Source organism: Paenibacillus sp. FSL M7-0420 (genome assembly GCF_038002345.1).
Lineage (GTDB): Bacteria > Bacillota > Bacilli > Paenibacillales > Paenibacillaceae > Paenibacillus_AQ.
Map to the genome: position 1 here is coordinate 6,753,342 of NZ_JBBOCJ010000001.1, position 18,277 is coordinate 6,771,618.

General features: G+C 48.1%; 17 protein-coding genes. 9 read left to right on the plus strand and 8 right to left on the minus strand.

All coding sequences use genetic code 11. The annotated features are described in order from the left end of the window. Positions 1-143 precede the first annotated feature (143 nt). A complete protein-coding gene (locus MKX51_RS28995) occupies positions 144-1,058 on the plus strand; it encodes a TetR/AcrR family transcriptional regulator (protein ID WP_340994750.1) in 915 nt (304 codons plus the stop codon). Positions 1,059-1,122: 64 nt separating this feature from the next. Further along, the gene (locus MKX51_RS29000; protein ID WP_340994751.1) at positions 1,123-4,317 is read left to right on the plus strand and encodes an efflux RND transporter permease subunit; all 3,195 of its coding nucleotides are present in this window, start codon (positions 1,123-1,125) and stop codon (positions 4,315-4,317) included. Between the two features lie 334 nt (positions 4,318-4,651). Here the strand turns inward: MKX51_RS29000 and MKX51_RS29005 are convergent, their stop codons facing one another. Further along, positions 4,652-5,347 (minus strand): TorD/DmsD family molecular chaperone, encoded by a 696-nt coding sequence (locus tag MKX51_RS29005; RefSeq protein ID WP_036726172.1) that lies wholly within the window; start codon positions 5,345-5,347, stop codon positions 4,652-4,654. A gap of 326 nt (positions 5,348-5,673) precedes the next feature. Here MKX51_RS29005 and moaA point away from each other — a divergent pair, with 326 nt between their 5' ends. After that, complete coding sequence (gene moaA / locus MKX51_RS29010) at positions 5,674-6,675, plus strand: GTP 3',8-cyclase MoaA (RefSeq protein ID WP_340994752.1); 1,002 nt, start codon at positions 5,674-5,676, stop codon at positions 6,673-6,675. Positions 6,676-7,048: 373 nt separating this feature from the next. On the opposite strand, the gene MKX51_RS29015 is transcribed toward moaA, so the two are convergent. Further along, on the minus strand, positions 7,049-7,342 hold the full coding sequence (locus MKX51_RS29015) for a hypothetical protein (protein WP_340994753.1): 294 nt from the start codon (positions 7,340-7,342) through the stop codon (positions 7,049-7,051). 466 nt (positions 7,343-7,808) lie between these two features. On the opposite strand from MKX51_RS29015, the gene MKX51_RS29020 reads away from it, so the two are divergent. The 3 genes from MKX51_RS29020 to MKX51_RS29030 all read left to right on the plus strand — a co-directional run bounded on the left by MKX51_RS29020 (position 7,809) and on the right by MKX51_RS29030 (position 10,210). Further along, on the plus strand, positions 7,809-8,846 hold the full coding sequence (locus MKX51_RS29020) for a hypothetical protein (RefSeq protein ID WP_340994754.1): 1,038 nt from the start codon (positions 7,809-7,811) through the stop codon (positions 8,844-8,846). A 158-nt stretch (positions 8,847-9,004) separates the two neighbouring features. After that, entirely contained in the window at positions 9,005-9,640 is a 636-nt protein-coding gene (locus MKX51_RS29025; protein WP_340994755.1) for a copper amine oxidase N-terminal domain-containing protein, read from the plus strand. A gap of 180 nt (positions 9,641-9,820) precedes the next feature. Next, entirely contained in the window at positions 9,821-10,210 is a 390-nt protein-coding gene (locus tag MKX51_RS29030; protein WP_340994756.1) for a hypothetical protein, read from the plus strand. 541 nt (positions 10,211-10,751) lie between these two features. Here MKX51_RS29030 and MKX51_RS29035 read toward each other — a convergent pair. Beyond that, positions 10,752-10,916, minus strand: a complete 165-nt coding sequence (locus MKX51_RS29035; RefSeq protein ID WP_340994757.1) for a hypothetical protein — start codon at positions 10,914-10,916, stop codon at positions 10,752-10,754. 16 nt (positions 10,917-10,932) lie between these two features. Beyond that, positions 10,933-11,298 carry a hypothetical protein gene (locus MKX51_RS29040; RefSeq protein WP_340994758.1) on the minus strand — a complete coding sequence of 122 codons (366 nt, stop codon included), beginning with the start codon at positions 11,296-11,298 and terminating at the stop codon, positions 10,933-10,935. A 226-nt stretch (positions 11,299-11,524) separates the two neighbouring features. On the opposite strand from MKX51_RS29040, the gene MKX51_RS29045 reads away from it, so the two are divergent. Beyond that, positions 11,525-11,746 carry a hypothetical protein gene (locus MKX51_RS29045; protein ID WP_340994759.1) on the plus strand — a complete coding sequence of 74 codons (222 nt, stop codon included), beginning with the start codon at positions 11,525-11,527 and terminating at the stop codon, positions 11,744-11,746. A 77-nt stretch (positions 11,747-11,823) separates the two neighbouring features. Here MKX51_RS29045 and MKX51_RS29050 read toward each other — a convergent pair whose 3' ends face one another. From MKX51_RS29050 to MKX51_RS29060, 3 genes are all read right to left on the minus strand, one after another. Then, a complete protein-coding gene (locus MKX51_RS29050; RefSeq protein ID WP_340994760.1) occupies positions 11,824-13,146 on the minus strand; it encodes a helix-turn-helix transcriptional regulator in 1,323 nt (440 codons plus the stop codon). A 76-nt stretch (positions 13,147-13,222) separates the two neighbouring features. After that, entirely contained in the window at positions 13,223-13,402 is a 180-nt protein-coding gene (locus tag MKX51_RS29055) for an aspartyl-phosphate phosphatase Spo0E family protein (protein WP_340994761.1), read from the minus strand. A gap of 290 nt (positions 13,403-13,692) precedes the next feature. After that, entirely contained in the window at positions 13,693-15,084 is a 1,392-nt protein-coding gene (locus MKX51_RS29060) for a helix-turn-helix domain-containing protein (protein ID WP_340994763.1), read from the minus strand. A gap of 181 nt (positions 15,085-15,265) precedes the next feature. Between MKX51_RS29060 and MKX51_RS29065 the strand changes: the two genes are divergently transcribed. Further along, positions 15,266-15,655: a hypothetical protein gene (locus MKX51_RS29065; protein ID WP_340994764.1), complete on the plus strand. Its 390-nt coding sequence runs from the start codon at positions 15,266-15,268 to the stop codon at positions 15,653-15,655. 63 nt (positions 15,656-15,718) lie between these two features. Here the strand turns inward: MKX51_RS29065 and MKX51_RS29070 are convergent, their stop codons facing one another. Further along, the gene (locus tag MKX51_RS29070; protein WP_340994765.1) at positions 15,719-16,336 is read right to left on the minus strand and encodes a LysE/ArgO family amino acid transporter; all 618 of its coding nucleotides are present in this window, start codon (positions 16,334-16,336) and stop codon (positions 15,719-15,721) included. Between the two features lie 305 nt (positions 16,337-16,641). Here MKX51_RS29070 and MKX51_RS29075 point away from each other — a divergent pair, with 305 nt between their 5' ends. Beyond that, positions 16,642-18,258 carry an aminotransferase-like domain-containing protein gene (locus tag MKX51_RS29075; RefSeq protein WP_340994766.1) on the plus strand — a complete coding sequence of 539 codons (1,617 nt, stop codon included), beginning with the start codon at positions 16,642-16,644 and terminating at the stop codon, positions 18,256-18,258. Positions 18,259-18,277: the final 19 nt, after the last annotated feature.

The following is an 18,277-nucleotide window of genomic DNA, read 5'->3' on the forward strand; positions in this document are numbered from 1 at the left end:
GACACATTTATATCTTACATGAAGAATCCGTTTCTTCCTACTGAAACCTGCAAATTTGTATTGCTGCAGGATATATAATATAATCTCACTGACCAATCAGTCAAATACAGAACTGTCTAGTCAGAACGGGGGCCTATATCGCCTTGACCGCTAAAAGCATGACCAAAAAAGAACAAATCATTAAGACCGCCATGCAGCTGTTCGCTGTAAAAGGCTCCTCCTCCACCTCCATGCAGGAGATTGCCGAATTATGCGGGATCTCCAAAGGAAGTCTGTATCTGATCTTCAAATCCAAAGAGGAGCTGGAGCGCAGTATATACATCTACTGCTTCCGGATGATTCATGATCCGCTGCAGCAGGAGGAGCAGGCAGCAGGCATAGAGCCCAGGGAGAAGCTGCGGAACCAGCTCGAAATACTGCTTAGTCATGTATACGAGCTGCGCGAATTCCTGCAGCGCCAATTCCAGGAGGTGGCCGGCCGGGGTGTAGCCGAGATTCCCGATTGGGTGAAGCAGAACAACGCCGCCCTGCTGCGCTGGTTCCAGCAGAAGCTGGAGCTCATGTACGGCCCAGAGATTCTGCCCTATGCAGGCGAGCTGTGCGTGCTCAGCCACGGCATGATCAGTTCCAGCATCAAGCTGCTGTTCGGTCAGGAGACTGTTGTCTCCATCCCTGAGCTGGCTGACCGGCTGGTGGACTGGCTGGACATTATGGTCTCCGGCCTGCTTGCAGGGAAGCCCGCCCCTCTGATCTCTTCCGCAGTCCTTGCCGGATGGGCCGAGGGTCAAGGAGAAGGACCGCGCCAGAGCCCGCTTCAGCTGATTAAGGCGATGAAGCTCCTGCTCAGTGAAGCGGACGGAATACACCACGAGCATGCCGAAGACGGCCTGGAGTCCCTAAGCATTCTGGAGAACGAGATCCTAACCTCCCAGCCCCGTAAAGCGATCATTCAAGGGATGCTGGCCAATCTTGAGGGGTATCCCGGGCTATCCGGCGAGCTAAGTCAATTGAAGAAAGTATTCGCTCCTTATATGCACACTTCCTGCGGATTTCATTAAGCGAAGCGCAGATGCGGCACGCCTGTAATATCAAGATTAAATGTACTGGAGGTTCTTTTTACTGATGAAAAGCCTAATTAATTTCTCGCTCCGCAACAAATTCGCCGTCTGGCTGCTGACGATCATTATTGTCTTCGCCGGTCTATACAGCGGATTGACTATGAAGCAGGAGACCCTGCCTAACATTAGTATCCCTTATCTCAGCATTACTACTATTTATCCTGGAGCCGCACCCGAAGGGGTCGTGAATGACGTCAGCAAGCCGCTGGAGCAGAAGCTCCGCAACGTAGACGGCGTGAAGATGCTGACCTCCACCTCTCTGGAGAACGCCTCCAGCGTCACCATTGAGTTCGACTACGGCACGAACCTGGACAATGCCACAGCAGCAGTGCGGGAAGCCTTGAACGAGGTGAAGCTGCCGGATGAGGTGCAAAAGCCGCAAATCTCGCGCTTCAGTCTCAGCTCGCTGCCGGTCATCTCCCTCAGCATCTCTGATGAGAGCTCCGGCGATCTGGAGGAGCTGACCCGGGTTGCCGAGAATGATATCCGCCCGGCGCTGGAGGATATCGAAGGCGTCGCCTCTGTGCAGATTGCCGGACAATATGTCAAAGAAGTGTCCCTGAAGTTCAATCAGGAGAAGCTGAAGCAATACGGACTGACCGAGGATACGATCAAAGGCATCATCCAGGCCTCCTCCCTGCGGGTGCCGCTCGGATTGTTCGAGATGGACAAGTCACAGAAGGCTGTTGTGGTTGACGGCAACATCACTACGGTGGAGGACTTGCAGAATGTCAGCATTCCGCTGGTTCCTTCCGCCCCTGGTGCTGCCGGGGCAGGAGCTGCCGGTGCGGGAGCCGGGGAAGCAGGCGGTGCAGCTTCAGGTGGTGCTAGTGCTGCTGGCGGCACCAATGCTGCGGCTGGCAATAACGGCGCTGGCGCTGGCGCCATGACCGGGCTGCCGACGGTGAAGCTGAGCGAGCTTGCCACTATCGAGGTGGTCGGCAAATCGGAATCAATCTCCCGCACCAACGGCAAGGAATCGATCGGGATTCAGATTGTGAAGGCCAATGATGCCAACACCGTCGATGTCGTGAACGGGGTCAAGGACAAGACAGAAGAACTGAAGCAGCAATACAAGTCGATGGATCTCACCGTTCTGCTGGATCAAGGCAAGCCGATTGAAGATTCCGTGAACACGATGCTGTCCAAGGCTGCCTTCGGCGCCCTGTTCGCCGTGCTTATCATCCTGCTGTTCCTGCGCAATATCCGTTCTACCATTATTTCTATTATCTCGATTCCATTATCACTGCTGATTGCAGTATTATGCCTGCGGCAAATGGATATTACGCTGAACATGATGACACTCGGCGCCATGACCGTAGCCATCGGGCGGGTAGTCGATGACTCCATCGTCGTCATTGAGAACATCTTCCGGCGGCTTACGCTGACCGGCGAGAAGCTTCGCGGCAGAGAGCTGATCAGCGCGGCTACCCGTGAGATGTTTGTGCCGATTATGTCCTCAACCATTGTGACGATTGCCGTCTTCCTGCCGCTCGCTTTTGTCAGCGGTATGGTCGGTGAGCTGTTCCTGCCGTTTGCCCTCACTATGGTATTCGCGCTGCTGGCTTCACTGGTGGTTGCCATTACCCTGGTGCCTGCACTGGCCCATACCCTGTTCCGTAATGGACTCAAGAAGGGGAAAAAGGGCCACGAAGACAAGCCCGGCGCATTGGCGGGCGGGTATGTCCGAATCCTGGACTGGTGTCTCTCGCATAAGCTGATCACCTTGGGTGTTGCTGTCCTGCTGCTGGCAGGCAGTCTGTTCCTGATCAAGCCGATCGGCGTCAGCTTCCTGCCTTCCCAGGAGGAGAAGAATGTTACGCTTACCTTCTCCCCGAAGGCCGGTCAGACGCTGGAGGATGTGAAGGCGCAGGGCCTGAAGGCTGAGAAGTTCATTCTGGCCCAGCAGCATCTGGACAAAATGCAATATTCCATCGGCGGCAGCGGCCCGTTCGGAATGGGCTCAGGCAATTCAGGCTTGTTCTATGTCACGTATGACAGCAATACGCCTGATTTCGATACCGTGAAGGAGAAGTTAATTGAAGGCTTAAGCCAAGAGGTGCCGGATGGCGTGTGGGGCGATTTGTCCGGCATGGCCGGAGGCGGACTGGGCGGCAGTACCCTTACTGTCAACATCTACGGCGATACGCTGGAGCAGCTCAAACCGGTGGCCGATGAAATTGCCGGAATTGTTCAGGCAGACACCAAGAACTTCAAAGACGGGAAGACCAGCCTCTCCGAAGCTTATGAACAATACACCATCGTCGCTGACCAGGCTAAGCTTAGCTCACTGGGCTTAACAGCCGGACAGCTTGCGATGAAGCTGAGCCCCGCTGGAACCCGGCCTGTACTGACTGAGGTAGAGCTGGACGGCAAGAATTACAAGGTCTACATGGAGACGGACAAGGATTCCTACAGCAGTATTCAAGAAATGCAGGCTGCCACGCTCACTTCTCCACTGGGCATTACCGTACCGATTGGTGAGGTAGCAAGGATTGAACAGGGCCAGTCCCCGGATTCCATTACCCGTGAAGACGGCAAAATGAAGGTCGAGGTTACCGCCGACATTATCTCCAGTGACATTAATAGTGCATCCAACGCCGTTCAGGACAAAATAGATGCCCTTGATCTCCCGGACGGCGTGACCATCACCTTCGGCGGAGTCACCGAGCAGATTAATGAGACCTTCGGGCAGCTTGGTATCGCCATGCTGGCGGCTATAGCCATTGTATACTTCGTGCTCGTAGTCACCTTCGGCGGCGGTCTCGCACCGTTCGCCATCCTGTTCTCGCTGCCGTTCACAGTTATCGGCGCTCTTGTCGCCCTGCTCCTCGCTGGCGAGACCTTGAACGTCTCGGCACTGATGGGCGCACTGATGCTAATCGGGATCGTGGTCACCAATGCGATTGTCTTAATTGACCGCGTAATCCATAAGGAACAAGAGGGGATGTCTACCCGCAAGGCGCTGCTTGAGGCCGGGGCTACCCGCCTTCGTCCGATTCTCATGACTGCGCTAGCGACCATTGGCGCCCTGCTGCCACTGGTTACCGGCCTTGAGAACAGTGCCGGGATCATCTCCAAGGGGCTTGGCGTAACCGTCATCGGCGGTCTGGTCAGCTCCACGCTCCTGACCCTGGTCGTTGTACCGGTGGTGTATGAGTTCCTGATGAAGTTTCGGAGTAAGAAGACTTACGAATAAATAAGGGATGAACTTCAGTTTCAGTTATAAGAGCTGATTGTAAGAACATAGCGTAAAGCTCAGACGTCACTACAGTGGATATTTGGACTTCCGGCCGCTGTTGTCTCCAGATTTCCTGATTTAGACCGCTTGTTGCGGTAGAAATCCGGAGACAAAGGCGGACGCTACCGCTCCTACAGTTCCAAAATCCCCCTCCGATCCTACACGCTTTTTGTATTTTCTTTCAATCAAAACCTATAAAGTGAAAGCTTAAGTTCAAGACCCCCGCGAGCAGAAAAAAAGGCGCCCTTCCGGTTGATGGAAGGGCGCCTTTTTGATTGAGCATGGTTACTTATTAAGCCATCGCCGCCGCACTGCTCTCCAGCGAAGCCTTCCAGGCACGCAGCATGTGCAGATCCTGCGGCAGGAATTCCTCCAGCATATGGCTGAGCCCCAGATAGAGCGGGCTGTCGGTTGCAGCGTTCATTCTCGCACAGAATTGTGGAGTCCACTTCAGCAGATGCTCTTCGAGGAACCTCTCCTGGATCTCCAGAAGCTCCATCGCACTGCGGATCGAGAAGCTGTTGTACAGCATCCGTTCATGCAGCACGGCCATGAATTCCAGCTCAATGGCAATGTGGTCGTCGGCTTCGCCGCTGCACTTCTTGAAGACAATCCCCGCCGAAGCGTACACATCCGAGAGCACGTTGCAGAATTCTTCCTCACGGCCCAGCTGAGCCGCTTCACGGGCTACGAAGGAGCTGACCGCGCGCTCGTTCATCAGACGTTTGTATTCGAGTTTCTCTTTCTCACAGATGGCCGGTAGCATAGACGGCTCCTGGCTGCACAGATAACGCTTCAATTCACGGCCGCCTTCGGTCATCTCCGCAGCGACACTCATCTCACGGTTACGGCTCCACTGGGCGACCAGTGAGAGAGATGGTTTTCTTCCATAGAAGTCCACCAGCAGCTGATATATTAATCCCCGACTCTCCAGCCAGCGGCTGCAAGCCTCCGGCACGACAAGCGATGGAACAGTTGGTATGGTCATTTTGCAAATCCTCCCTACATAGTTTGCCGGATACCCGGGGTATCCTTAGGGATCGCCGCCTGAGCCTTCCGGTATCATAGCTGTGCTTCGCAAAAGTAAAAGGTTCTAAAGTTTGAATCTTCCGCACCTAAATTATATCGAAATTGATAAGCGCTTTCGGTGAGCATTCTATGACCATTCCCTGGAATTGTCGCACTTTTGTCATAATTAGGCTGCTGCTTTGGCCTTCTGTCCCCCTATGCTTTAGATTGTCCGCTTGTGCATTGACGCAGCCGACTGCTTTCTTTAAAATTTAAACTAAAATCAACAGGTGAAGGAGCAACGCTATGGAGCCGCTGACTGACCCTTTTGGACGCATACATGATTACCTCCGTATCTCGGTTACAGACCGCTGCAACCTGCGCTGTATCTATTGTATGCCCGCCGAAGGAATGCAATTCCAGCCGCAGGACGAGATTATGAGCTACGAGGAAATTGCCGCTGTGGTGGAGGCGCTTGCGCCCCTGGGCCTGCGGAAGGTCCGGCTGACGGGGGGCGAACCGCTGGTCCGCAAGGATCTGGAGAAGCTGGTAGCCATGATCTCCGCTATACCCGGCATTGAAGATATCTCATTGACGACGAACGGGCTGATGCTTCCTGCCAAAGCGGCTATCCTGAAGCAGGCCGGGCTGTCCCGGGTGAACATCAGCCTGGATTCGCTGCGGCCGGACCGCTTCTCGATGATTACCCGTGGCGGCGATGTTGCCAAGGTGCTGAAGGGAATTGAAGCCGCAGAAGCCGCCGGCCTGTCCCCGATCAAGCTGAATGTCGTGCTGATGAAAGGCATCAACGATGACGAGATCAAGGATTTCATCGCCTTGACCTTGAACGGCCCGCTCAATGTTCGCTTCATTGAATACATGCCGATCGGCAGCGCCAGCGATGCCTGGCGGCAGACCTATCTGCCGCTGGAGACTGTAGTAGAGGCCTGCAAGGAAGCTGGCTGGACCACCGAGGAGGCCGACATGCCCTCCGGGAATGGCCCTTCCCAGAACCGGCTTATCACCGGCGCGAAGGGAACCTTCGGGCTGATCCATCCGGTCAGCGAGCATTTCTGCGACAATTGCAACCGCCTGCGCCTGACCGCCGACGGCAACATCAAAGCCTGCCTGTACTGGCAGGACGAATATAATGTGCGCCCGCTGATCAGCGACCCTGCGGCGGTACAGGCCCTGTTCCGCGAGGCGCTCGGCAACAAGCCGCATAACCATGAAATGGCCCTGGCCCTGGAGCACAAAGCCCAGAGCCACACCCCCACCGCCCGCCGCATGTCGCAGATTGGGGGGTAGGGCACGGAGACAAATGTAACAGGCCCATGAACTTATTCATGGGCCTATTCTAAAAAGACCTGGAAGAGTTACTTCCAGGTCTTGCAAACTTTATGTTTGTCAAACTTTAAGCGAGGCATAGATCATCGAACTTGCCGGAAGTACCGTCATTGTACTCAGCGAGGACAGGTACCCTCGGGTGAATTTCATCAAAAATGTATTTCAAAAACCCATAAGCGGCAAGGGCCACAAACACATGCAGCTTAATGCCTCCTCTGAATTTTTTATACGGGGCCCAAGGCATGCGGGAGTTTGCCGCCGTAATCGTCGCCTAGTCAATAAGCAGAAGATCTTTAGGCAGATTCAGGTCCCGCCGGGTTTGCCGGTTACATTTCTAGACGAGCATTTGAAACAGATGTTTGAAGATATCGTAAGGGACTTCACCGGCTTTGTCAGAAAGGGTGGAGTAATAAACCTTGGGCAGATCGTAGTTCGAGCCCACGCGGGCACTTTGACGGAAGCCGACCCATTGGTGGTAACAAGCTTGGACAAAGTAATCGAACAACACACCGACGGTCATTTTGGTTCCTGTATCCTCATAGTCCTCGGTTTCCCCAGTCACCCTTTGGACTTCTTCTGGCGTTAATACTTGTTTGAACACTGCCAAGAATGGGGTAAGTTTATTCATGAGGTCGCCTCATTTCGGTTTGGTTTGGTTGTACTTACCATTACCCGAAATGGCGTCCTTTTTTGTCCCTTCACTTGGAAATTAACACACTTACAAAATCATGAATATAAGCTGGTTTATCAGTTTGACTTCTATGAAATAATTGACTTTTATTTTACTCTAAAATCCGCTATAGTTGGTTATTTCTATCGTGATTCGTTTTGAAAGCCGCCACAAGGACGCACTGTTGTGCTCTCACAGATTCAATGATCTGTCCTGTCATTTCTTCTAGTAAATAAAAAAAGTATTGCGTAACGAAACGCAATATAATATAATATGAATACGAACAGCGCTACTATTGTTAATAGACAAATTCACTGCAATTATCCGGAGATTGAAGAGAACCGTTGTCTTTATTGTAATAGATTCTGTTCGTGCAACTATAATGCGTAACATGACGTTACGATACATTAGGAGGAATTTTATTATGCCATGTTCACAAGTTAATTTAGGTGCAGTTACAATGTCTGCTCCAGCGGAGTATTCAACATCTTTTGGGTATACACCGATTTCTGGAACAAGATTGTATGTGTGTGACAATCCTGAACCGTTGATTTCTAATTACTTTACCAATGCCTCTATGATCACACTGTGGGAAGACCAAGTACCTGCAACTTTGAAGGTAAAGTATCGAGTATTTATGTGGCACCATAATGAAACAGGCAATCAGATTAAATATGGTTTGACAGTGGGGAGCGCTGGTTCTCCGATAACCGTAAGTGAAATCAAGTTTGAAACTGCAGTCACCACTAATGGCGGTGATATTCTTACAAACGCTGGACAATGTTTAGCTAAAGCACTTCTTGGGAAAACGCTAACCTCAGGAACTGCAGATATTAGTGTTCCAACTAATGGTGTTCGAACAGTAAAAGAATTTACTCTCGAAAAAAACGAAGTAAGAGGAGTTATAATGGAGTTTACTCTTACTAGTGCCAATCTTATGGTCGCAAAGATCCGTACTGTGGCAGCCAAAAATGCTGCTCAAGTATTAAATACTCACCAAGGTCCCGTTATCGGAACTGTTCTTACTCACCCTAGAGGTACTTGGAATTACGCTGATGTTCAAGGTGATAATTTCACATTGTCGCTTGGCAGTAGTAACGTTTCAAATAGCGTAGGCATCCTCGGTACTCCAGCAGTTTTTCCTGAATACTCAAGCAATGATACAGTATACCCTAACCCTGGTTCTTATGGAGGGATTTATAATGTAAACATTACAATTACTAATACCTCAGGACGTGCTCAAACCGCTAATCTTTACCTTAATCCACGCGGTGGGCTATATGCCGGAGCTATTAAGGTAGGTAGCAATGCAGTTAATGGTATTAACAAGGTAAAAGCAGGTGAAGCAGTAAAAGTTGGCGCATTCTCGCTTGCTATTGGGCAATCTATTACAGTCCCAGTACAACTAACTACTGCTGGAGGTAGTTCTACACCAATTGGTTTCTTCGTTCGTGGTTTGTAAATCTTAATTAATAAAGAGCCGATTCCTTTCAAGGAGTCGGCTCTTTACTGTGGAGAATAATAATAAATTCCATTTCAAAGAATTTTTTGGTTTAATAGTAACATAGAGTGGATAATATACGTCTAAATACATGAATAACAATTTTGGAGGGAATAACGATGAGAAATTGGAAAAAAATATGTGTATCTGCTGTTCTTTTCACTTCCGTGTTCAGTGCAGGCGCTTATGCTGCAACTACGGTTCCTAAAATTTTTGTTAATGGTAATCAAGTACAAACAAGTGTACAGCCTAAAATTATTAATGGTTCTGTTTTTGTTCCTCTTCGTGCTATATCAGAAGGCCTAGGAGTCAATATTCAATGGGATAATAAGGCGAAAAATGTATACGTAGATTCTGATCCTAATTTCAAAACAGAAACAGGTAGTGTAACATATGTTTCAAAACGTAATTTAGCACTTAAGTGGATAATGTCTTATGACGAGAGAATGGAAGAAGAGGTCCTTAAGTTAGTGGCTCCAAATTTCATAACTGATATTTATGATGTACAATCTTTTCCTGTAGGAAACTACAATCTGGGTAGTATTGTTGATATGAGAGTTATTGGACAATCCACAAATGGACTTACTGTTCGAATCGTTCAACGAGTCACTGCAGAAGATGACTATAAAGTAAAAGTAGAAAAATGGGATTTCACATTTGAGAATAATAAGATTAAATCTGTAAAAGTTGTACCGAAATCCACAAAATATTTAGATCGTTATACGTTATTTCCAGGAACAAGCTTTGGTATATAATTTATTTGGTTTAAGCTCATTATTCTAATATAGGGTGATGAGCTTTGAGCTCTGAGGATCCGAACCCTCGATTCACTTGGCTTAGCTGTTCATGGGATTCCCAATCTCATACTGCAACAATTACCAATTCTACAAAAGACACTTTTAAGATGACTCAAGGACTATCTATAGCCAGTAAAAATGGATAGTGTAGCCAACAACTACAACGGACGCATGATGGTGGCAGCACGTTTTGTTAGTGAAGCCTTTGGCCACAGTGTCTACTATGAGGGGACTCGCGGCATACTATTTGTAACGAGCAAGGATTACACAGTTGATTCGACTAAGCTTACATCAAGTAATATACAAGAAGCTCGTATAGCAGCTATTTCTTTACCCATTCAATATTCATTTAATTCTGATCGCCAAGCAGAAAGTGATAAAAATTTAACTTACACTTACATTTTCGCCGCTAATGATGCCACTCGCTATATATATGAGAACGGCGCAGTCTCTACTGTAATTGAAATTAAGGATAATAAGACAAAAGCAGTCTATGGAGAAATAATTCAACCTATTCCCCTGCCATAGCTAAGCGTATACAAACTCAACAAAAAGCGACAGTCCGATTTCATGGACTGCCGCTTTTTGTTGCATTTATCTACTTCATCCCTTGAAATTATAAAGCAACAAAAAACATCAATATTGTAACCTGAAAAATCGAAACATATCAGGCCTGAAGCACGTAAAAGATATACTCCTGTGGAAATTTAACCCTTAACATGCGAACAAACGTTTGGTATAATGAACAAACCAAGTATAGGAAACGGCATTCACTTAAAAGGGGGCTCTTATCATATGTTATTCAAGGAAAATCAATTAACCAGTGTCTCTTCATATGTAAAGCAACATATTATGGAGATCATCGAAGCAAGTACAACCTCTCAATTTCATTGTCATGTAACAAAAGAAATTCCTAACTTTTATGTCTACCTCATAGAAGATAATAGATCAGAAAACTATTCTGTCTTACATGTCTTTTCGTATGACCTAATTAGTCCAGATTACTCCTATCAACAATTCACTATTGACCAAATCCATAAAATGTATCAATACGTTAAAGAGGCTAATTTTATTTAGCCTCTTTTTCCTTTATTACACGTTCATATTCTTCTTCAATAGTTTTAGATAATAGTTCGGTTGCTGTCATATTAAGTTTTTTTGCGGCTGCAGCTAATTGCGACTTTATATAAACAGGTACGTCATAATGAAATTTCACCTTATTTCCGTATGCCATTGGTCGATCACTCCTGTCATCCCATAATTTCTTGGTATTTATTCTCAATAATACGAATTAATAATTGAGTTGCTGATATTTCTTGTAATGCCGCTGCTTCAATTAGTTTCTCCTTGATTTCAGGCTGGAATTCATAGGGTAACTTTAGCTTAGGTTCTACCATACGGCCATCTAATGTTTTTTCAGCATCCAAGGCAAGTTTTACTAAAGAATCTAAGGATGAATCATTTGAAGCCTCTCTTCCATACTTGGGCAACACACGTACCAGATAGTTTTTTAAAGCCTTTTGATTTTCCTCCGGTATTTCTATACCAAGATTCTCACCACTAATTTTAATATTACAATCAACCATCAAGCCAAATAAGTTGATACTATACTTCATATTTCCCCTCCTTATCATCTATGAATATTATATAGCGATTCGTAACCCCTCACAATATTTATTCCTCTTTGAATACTAATCTCACTTGAATTCGAGCATATATTTTAACTTATTTTTATTATAGCTTATTTGATATGCCATATTACCACAAAATATACCTCCTCAAAATATAGCGTTACGTTTCGTTATGTATTATAATAAAAATAACGAAAGGAGGTTTTTTCTTATGGATCTACAGGCTGTTGTCCAGCTAATAGGAAATGTTGGATTCCCGATTGCACTTTCTCTAATTCTTCTTCAGACGGTACTGGTTAAATTCAATCAACAAATGGATGGATTAGAGAAACGCTTGGCTCAACTTGATAAGACAATGAATCTGCTTGTCAAAACGTTTCATCAAAGTACGTCAAAAACAGCTATTCGTCAGGACAAAAAGGAAACAGATTAATGTATATGCCTAACGTCCAACGGCCGAGATTCCAGAAGGATTCTCAGCCGTTGTGTAAGGAATGTCTAATATGTGCTTCAACCCGACTTCGGAATATCCGAAATCGCAATCTCGAAATCCACGGATATGGTCCCCCGGATCACTTGCTGCTCGCTGTCTAATTTGGCGGATAAGTCTACGCTTTGCATGATCACATCGTCGCCTTTGTATCGCTTGCGGGATAGATAGTAGGTCGCCAACTCGCTGCAGAATTGGGTGTAGTTTTTTTCATGAATGAACTTGTTGTGCTCACCAAAGATACTATAAACCTTCCGGTAAGGAATGTAGTCCGCAAATCTCTGTATCACATGATCAACGTCCCACTTATACTGATTAGCCAACTGAACGATCTTGAACAGCGCCATAAAAATCTCGTTCTCACGGGTTGAAATATACTCTATATATTCTTCCAGCACCTCAATCTGCCCGTCCATTAAGCGGTAAAGGTACGTATTAGCCGTTCCCCATTCTATATATTGAGCCTTAATACGCCTTGCTTCTTCGTCATCTTCCCGTATCCAGCTGTGATCCATATAGAGTGGTACCATATCCAATGCGGATGTATAGTCCCCCATCTCTTCATAAGTAGACGACCTCATAAGCTGAGCATGTAATATATAAGTATATAGCGGCCTTTTATATAACTTATGATCTCTATGCCTACGGCCTGATTCACCATGAAGGTCATAATGGATGGAAGCCACTCGGAGCATTTCTTCTACAACCTCAGATACCTTGTCCCATTTCTGAAGCGCGAGGTAGATATCCGCCAACTGCTTCAGCGCATCCAGCTGATTGACTTCATCCAGCTTATCGACATAATTCTCTAATAAAGTAGCAGCGATTAGATTTTCCTGTGGATCATCGCCAAGATTAATCAGGAAGAGCCGATATTGACAGAGTGCCAGGCGTTCGGAATGCTGATATTTCTCGCTGGCTCCCACATTTTCGTAGATTAATGCTGCGGCCTGCCAGTTTTTCTGCTCAAATAACTCCTCCGCAACCTCGAACAGCAGCGGTGCATACAGCAGATTATCCAGTAAATTCTGCGCCACCCGCTCAATACAATCCAGACGCGATAACGCCGCGCATTGCAGCAGGAACGGCCGTAAGCGCCGCCAGGTCGGCGTCGAATCGTATAAACATTCATCCACATACTGACTGTAAAAGTAGTCCTCCGGCAGCCCCATCCCGTTGGTCACGCGGGTCAGGTGATTCATCGCCAAGGCCTGCTGGCCTTTCATGACCCGGCTGAGTGTGCCGGAATGAATTCCGCTGGCAATTGCAAACTGATTAATAGACAGTTTATGTTTTGTAAGATACGCCGCTATCTCGTCTCGAATTTTGACTGTATGCTCCACAGCATCTACCACCTCTTTTAAACACGTATCCGTTGGATCTTATATTTAAATTTCCTGTTATTTTCAAGATCAATGTTTACGCAGGTGGACGCTTGTTCATCCGATAGACATTATCGTAGGCATTGAGCAGCTCATCCAGTACTACGGATTGCCGCAAGACCTCTGGGTGATTGAAACCGCCATATTGAATATGTAATGTATAAAGCTTACTCCTAGCTTGCTCTATACGAATTCTAACGATTGCTGGACTATGCATGGGAATCCCGCCTCCTTATGCAACATTATAGATATTTATGTAAAACTACAAAATAATGGACTGATTGCATTATCTGTTAAAGTGAATATATTGACAAAGCTCTGACAAGGTAGAAGTTGTCCATAAAAAAGACGCCCCTGCATTAGCAGAAGACGCCTACAATGATACTGTTATAACTGTAGCCGCTTATTCAGCCGCCACCTGGGCCGTGCCCCATTGTTTGAATGCTTTGTTGTTGTAAAGATTTGTCCATCATATGTGGTTCAGGAATAGTAATAAATATAATAAAACTAACCGTTGCTAGCAATAATAGGAGTTTTCTTTTCATTTGTATCCCGCACCCCTTTTATTAAGATTTTATATTGTCTCTGCTCATCTTCCCCGGCAATATGCCTGTTCTGCTCGAAGAGATCAACACATTTGAAGATGATACTCTCATTATTAATTTTAGATGATGATTCCAAACTTTGCAGTATATATCTAATGCCTTCACTTCGCTTATTCCTCAAATAATAGACTCCCAGTTCAACAAGAAATCTGGCATGCTGATCCGCTTTAATCTGATGATTGTACACTCCGAATTCTGTGAGTTGTAACCTGTACGGCGTATAATCAGAGAAACGTTCTAAAATATAGTCTATATTCCAGTTATATAGGTTTGCGGATTTGACGATATAATATAAAGCTGTGAAAATTTCTCCTTGTTGCGTGGATATATAATCAACATAATCAGTTAATGCCTCTACTTGGCCATCCAGTAAGCGATATAAATAAGTATTGGCCTTGCCCCATTCCTGAAATTGCGCCACAGTCCTCTTCGTTTCCTCATTTTCTTCATGTATCCAATTTACGTCGGTATATAAAGGTACAATTTCAAGTGCCGCTTTGTAATCCCCACATTCTTCGTATGCATTTGAACGCATTAGATGAGCATACAATATATAAAAGCAAAGAGGTCTTTCACCGCTATTCACTGCTCCTTTATATTTCGGGTTACAATAAAGATCATATTGAATTGTTGCAATTCGTAGTAGTTCAAGAGCAAGCTCATTTACTTTATTCCACAATTGTAATGAATAGTAGACATGCATCAAATGCTTCAACCCATCCAGCTGATCCGCCTCGTTCAGGCGCGGGATGTAGCTCTCAAACAGGGTGGCTGCGCGCAGGTTCGTGCTCTGGTCATCACCCAGTGCAATCTGGAACAGGCGGTATTGGCAGGTGGCCAACCGTTCGGAATACTGATATTTCTCGCTGGCGCTTACATTCTCATAGAGCAGTGCAGCCGCCGGCCAGTGGCCCTGCTGGAACAAGCCTTCCGCCACTTCAAACAGCATGGGTACATAAGTCAGATTATCCAGCAGGTTCTCCACCAGACGCTCGATACAATCGGTACGCCCCAGTTCCGCACACTTCACAATGAACGGGCGAAGCCGCCGCCAGGTCGGTGCCGAATAATAGAAACATTCCTCCACATACAAGCTGTAAAAAAAATCCTCGCTAAGCCCCATTCCTGCAGTGATTAACTCCAGATGGCTCATGGCAATAGGCTGATGACCATTAATAATCCGGCTCAGTGTCCCGGAATTGATACCGGAGCTTATGGCGAAGTGATTAATAGACATCTCATGCCGGGTTAAATAATCTGCAAGCTGGTCTCGAATCATGACTGCAGGCTTCAAAGCAACACCACCTCCCGCATTCCATTATTTAGAACTTTATGTTTATATCTGTAATAGTAGGGGATCGAATTTGAAAATTCAATAGAATAGAGTCAAATAAAACAACTATATCGCGAAAGTGTGAAGAATTCGAAACAGTTTGGCAACGGGCTGGCCGAACCTTACGATAAGGGGAGAGTTTATGAGAAAAATAAGCATCATTTCAATTTCATTGATAATATTGTTTGTTTTAATATATGTTTTAGTCAGACCACATCCTGAGATTGTTAGCGTCAGTCTTATTTCCGAAACAACGGAAATTACTTACACTGATATTGAAAGCATTCGAATATTCGACGATGCTATAAGAACGGTGAAAAAAGTACGCGGGGCTGTTGATGTGGGTCCCCCCACATATCGAATGAATGTTACTTACGCGGATAGCGAAGTTGTGAAATCCAGCCTTTATTTAGATTTTAAATCCAAAAGTGGATTCTTGATTAAAGATAGTAATAGCGAAAAAATGTTGAAATTAAAAGATCGCAGTTCTAAAGAATTAACAGATTTATTGAGTAAATTAAGTACAAACTAAAACAGTCAGTTAAATGAGGCTAAGCAAGTCTCATATCATTCAGCAGGATTGTGGGAAATCTCTTTAGCCATACAACAGCCCCCACAGCTGAACTCCCATATAAACGGCGATCCCCCAGATCAACAGGGCGGAAACGGTATTCAGCCCCTTCATGACCTTGCCGGAAGCATCCAGTCTGCCGAGCTGGCGGCCCGCTGCAGCAAGACCCAGGAACCAGAACCAGGAGACGGTCACTGTGGCAGCCGCGAAGGTCCAGCGTACCGCCCCTTCGTATTGCAGTGAGCTGATCCCGATCACGCCCACCGTATCCAGAAGGGCATGCGGGTTCAGGAGGGACACAGACAGCGCATAAAGGATCTGTCCCTTCGCCGAGAGTCGGCCCGACTCATCCTTCGCCGGAGTAGAGCGCCAGATTCTCCAGCCCATGAAAGTCAGAAACAGAATGCCTGCCCCATATATAACAGGCGTGACCCAGCGCAGCGATAAAATGACCAAGGAGACTCCGCCGACTGCGGCAGCGATAAGCAGTGTGTCGCATACCGCTGCCGTCAGTACGACAGGCAGCACACTGCGGAATCTGGGATGCTGCGCCCCTTGATTGAAGACGAATATGTTCTGTACGCCCAGCGGCAGAATCAGCCCGAAGGCCAGGATCATTCCATGTAGAATGGCCTGCACCATTTCTTTTCCCCCTTATATCTTGCTAGTAGTGCTTCCAGATAAACGAGCCTCTCAGGCTACCTCCGGTAATAGCCTACTGATCGTACCCTGCCATAGCAGCTGCCGTAACCATCCAAGTTCTGCGGCACATACCACCCAAGACGAATGAAAGAGGAGGAATCATGATAGACTGGAAGAAAGAGCGAACGACAAATGAAAGAGAAAAAAAGGAATGAACGATAATGCTAGCCAATAGTGGCTGTGAGGGGGAGAATGTGTTCGGTTTTTCGCTTTTGTACAATAATCCGTCCGGAAGGAGGCTGCCCTTGACACATCCTCAACGGCCCAACCATACAACAACAGACTTAAGCACGCCTGGCCAATCCATACATTCGGAGGCTTCCCGGCCTGAAGATCCTGAAGCGGAACAAGAGAGGACAGTCCCCAGCCTGCCGGAGAACTGGAAGCCGGACCCGGCTTCTCCGCTGCCGCTGCATGGTCAGATCACCGGCTACTTCCTGACCAAGATCACTACCGGGGCCTGGCCGCCCGGCATGCGGCTGGCCCCGCAGCGGGTGCTGTGCCGCCAGCTCGGCGTGAACCGCAGCACGGTGGTTACAGCGCTGGGCCAGCTTACCGCCCTGGGCCTGATTGAAGGCAGACGCGGCGGCGGAACGATAGTTACAGGCGGGCGGCCGCCTATCGGCCATACACATTCAGATACGGCGGACGCAGCAGTTCCGGCCGGACCGGAGCGTTCAGCCCATGGCAACTGGAACGACTATGTGGAGGAGGGAATTCATTATCCCAACCTGCCCACCATTCAGGACATTAACCGGCTCGAATATGAGCCGGGCCTGATCCGCCTTGGCACAGGTGAGCCAGCGCCTGAGCTGCTGCCCGGAGCAGCGATGAACGAGGTGCTGAGCGGACTCGCGCAGCGCGTTCTTCCTCCGCTCTCCTATGAGGAGCCGCTCGGTAGTCCGGCGATGCGGGCGGCGGTCAGCCGGTTACTGGCACGGAGCGGCATTACCGCTGACCCTGCCTCCATCCTGATTACTTCCGGTGCCCTTCAGGGGCTTCAGCTCATTGCCCTCGGGCTGCTGCCGCGCGGCTCGTCTATTCTGCTGGAGAAGCCGTCCTATTTGTATTCGATTCACGCCTTCCAATCTGCCGGGGTGAAATTCAGCGGCCTGCCTATGGACGGGCGTGGTCTGATCCCGGAGCAGCTTACAGCAGAGGCGGTGCGCAGTAAGGCGGCGATGCTCTACAGCATTCCTTCCTTTCATAACCCTACGGGAATCCTGATGGATGCCGAGCGCCGCCGGGAGCTGATGGAGGTCACAGGCAGACTTGGGCTGCCCATTCTGGAGGATGGGGCCTATCAGGAATTATGGCTGGACGCTCCGCCACCACCGCCGCTGAAGGCACTGGACCATGAGGGACGGGTCCTGCATCTGGGTACTCTGTCCAAGGCCGCCAGCCCCGGTCTGCGCATCGGCTGGATTGCCGGACCAGAGCCGGTCGTCCGGCGGCTGGCCGACATCAAGATGCAGAGTGATTACGGCGCAAGCTCCCTATCTCAGCTGGCGGCCGCCAGCTGGCTTACGGGCGGCTATCATGAGGAGCACGTGCATGTGCTGCGGGGCAGACTACGCGTGCGCCGCGACCACATGCTTGAGCTGCTGCAGCTCCATTGCACCGGACTGGCAAGCTGGAATATACCGGCAGGAGGATTCTATATCTGGCTTTCTCTCCACCAGACTGTCCCCCCGCGTAAGCTGTTCACCGCAGCGCTGCGTGCCGGACTGCTGCTGAATACTGGCGATCTGTATGACCGCAGCGACGGGAGGCATCTCAGACTGTCCTACGCCTATGCCTCTGCGGCAGAACTGGAGCGCGGCATCCCCCTGCTGGCAGAGATGATCCGGCGGGAACCCTGATGGGAGACAACGCAGCCCT

Excerpts from the sequence above, each read along its gene's own strand:
- MKX51_RS29000 (WP_340994751.1), top strand. The coding sequence starts at position 1,123 with ATGAAAAGCCTAATTAATTTCTCGCTCCGCAACAAATTCGCCGTCTGG.
- MKX51_RS29005 (WP_036726172.1), bottom strand. The coding sequence starts at position 5,347 with ATGACCATACCAACTGTTCCATCGCTTGTCGTGCCGGAGGCTTGCAGC.
- moaA (WP_340994752.1), top strand. The coding sequence starts at position 5,674 with ATGGAGCCGCTGACTGACCCTTTTGGACGCATACATGATTACCTCCGT.
- MKX51_RS29015 (WP_340994753.1), bottom strand. The coding sequence starts at position 7,342 with ATGAATAAACTTACCCCATTCTTGGCAGTGTTCAAACAAGTATTAACG.
- MKX51_RS29020 (WP_340994754.1), top strand. The coding sequence starts at position 7,809 with ATGCCATGTTCACAAGTTAATTTAGGTGCAGTTACAATGTCTGCTCCA.
- MKX51_RS29025 (WP_340994755.1), top strand. The coding sequence starts at position 9,005 with ATGAGAAATTGGAAAAAAATATGTGTATCTGCTGTTCTTTTCACTTCC.
- MKX51_RS29030 (WP_340994756.1), top strand. The coding sequence starts at position 9,821 with ATGGATAGTGTAGCCAACAACTACAACGGACGCATGATGGTGGCAGCA.
- MKX51_RS29035 (WP_340994757.1), bottom strand. The coding sequence starts at position 10,916 with ATGGCATACGGAAATAAGGTGAAATTTCATTATGACGTACCTGTTTAT.
- MKX51_RS29040 (WP_340994758.1), bottom strand. The coding sequence starts at position 11,298 with ATGAAGTATAGTATCAACTTATTTGGCTTGATGGTTGATTGTAATATT.
- MKX51_RS29045 (WP_340994759.1), top strand. The coding sequence starts at position 11,525 with ATGGATCTACAGGCTGTTGTCCAGCTAATAGGAAATGTTGGATTCCCG.
- MKX51_RS29055 (WP_340994761.1), bottom strand. The coding sequence starts at position 13,402 with ATGCATAGTCCAGCAATCGTTAGAATTCGTATAGAGCAAGCTAGGAGT.
- MKX51_RS29065 (WP_340994764.1), top strand. The coding sequence starts at position 15,266 with ATGAGAAAAATAAGCATCATTTCAATTTCATTGATAATATTGTTTGTT.
- MKX51_RS29070 (WP_340994765.1), bottom strand. The coding sequence starts at position 16,336 with ATGGTGCAGGCCATTCTACATGGAATGATCCTGGCCTTCGGGCTGATT.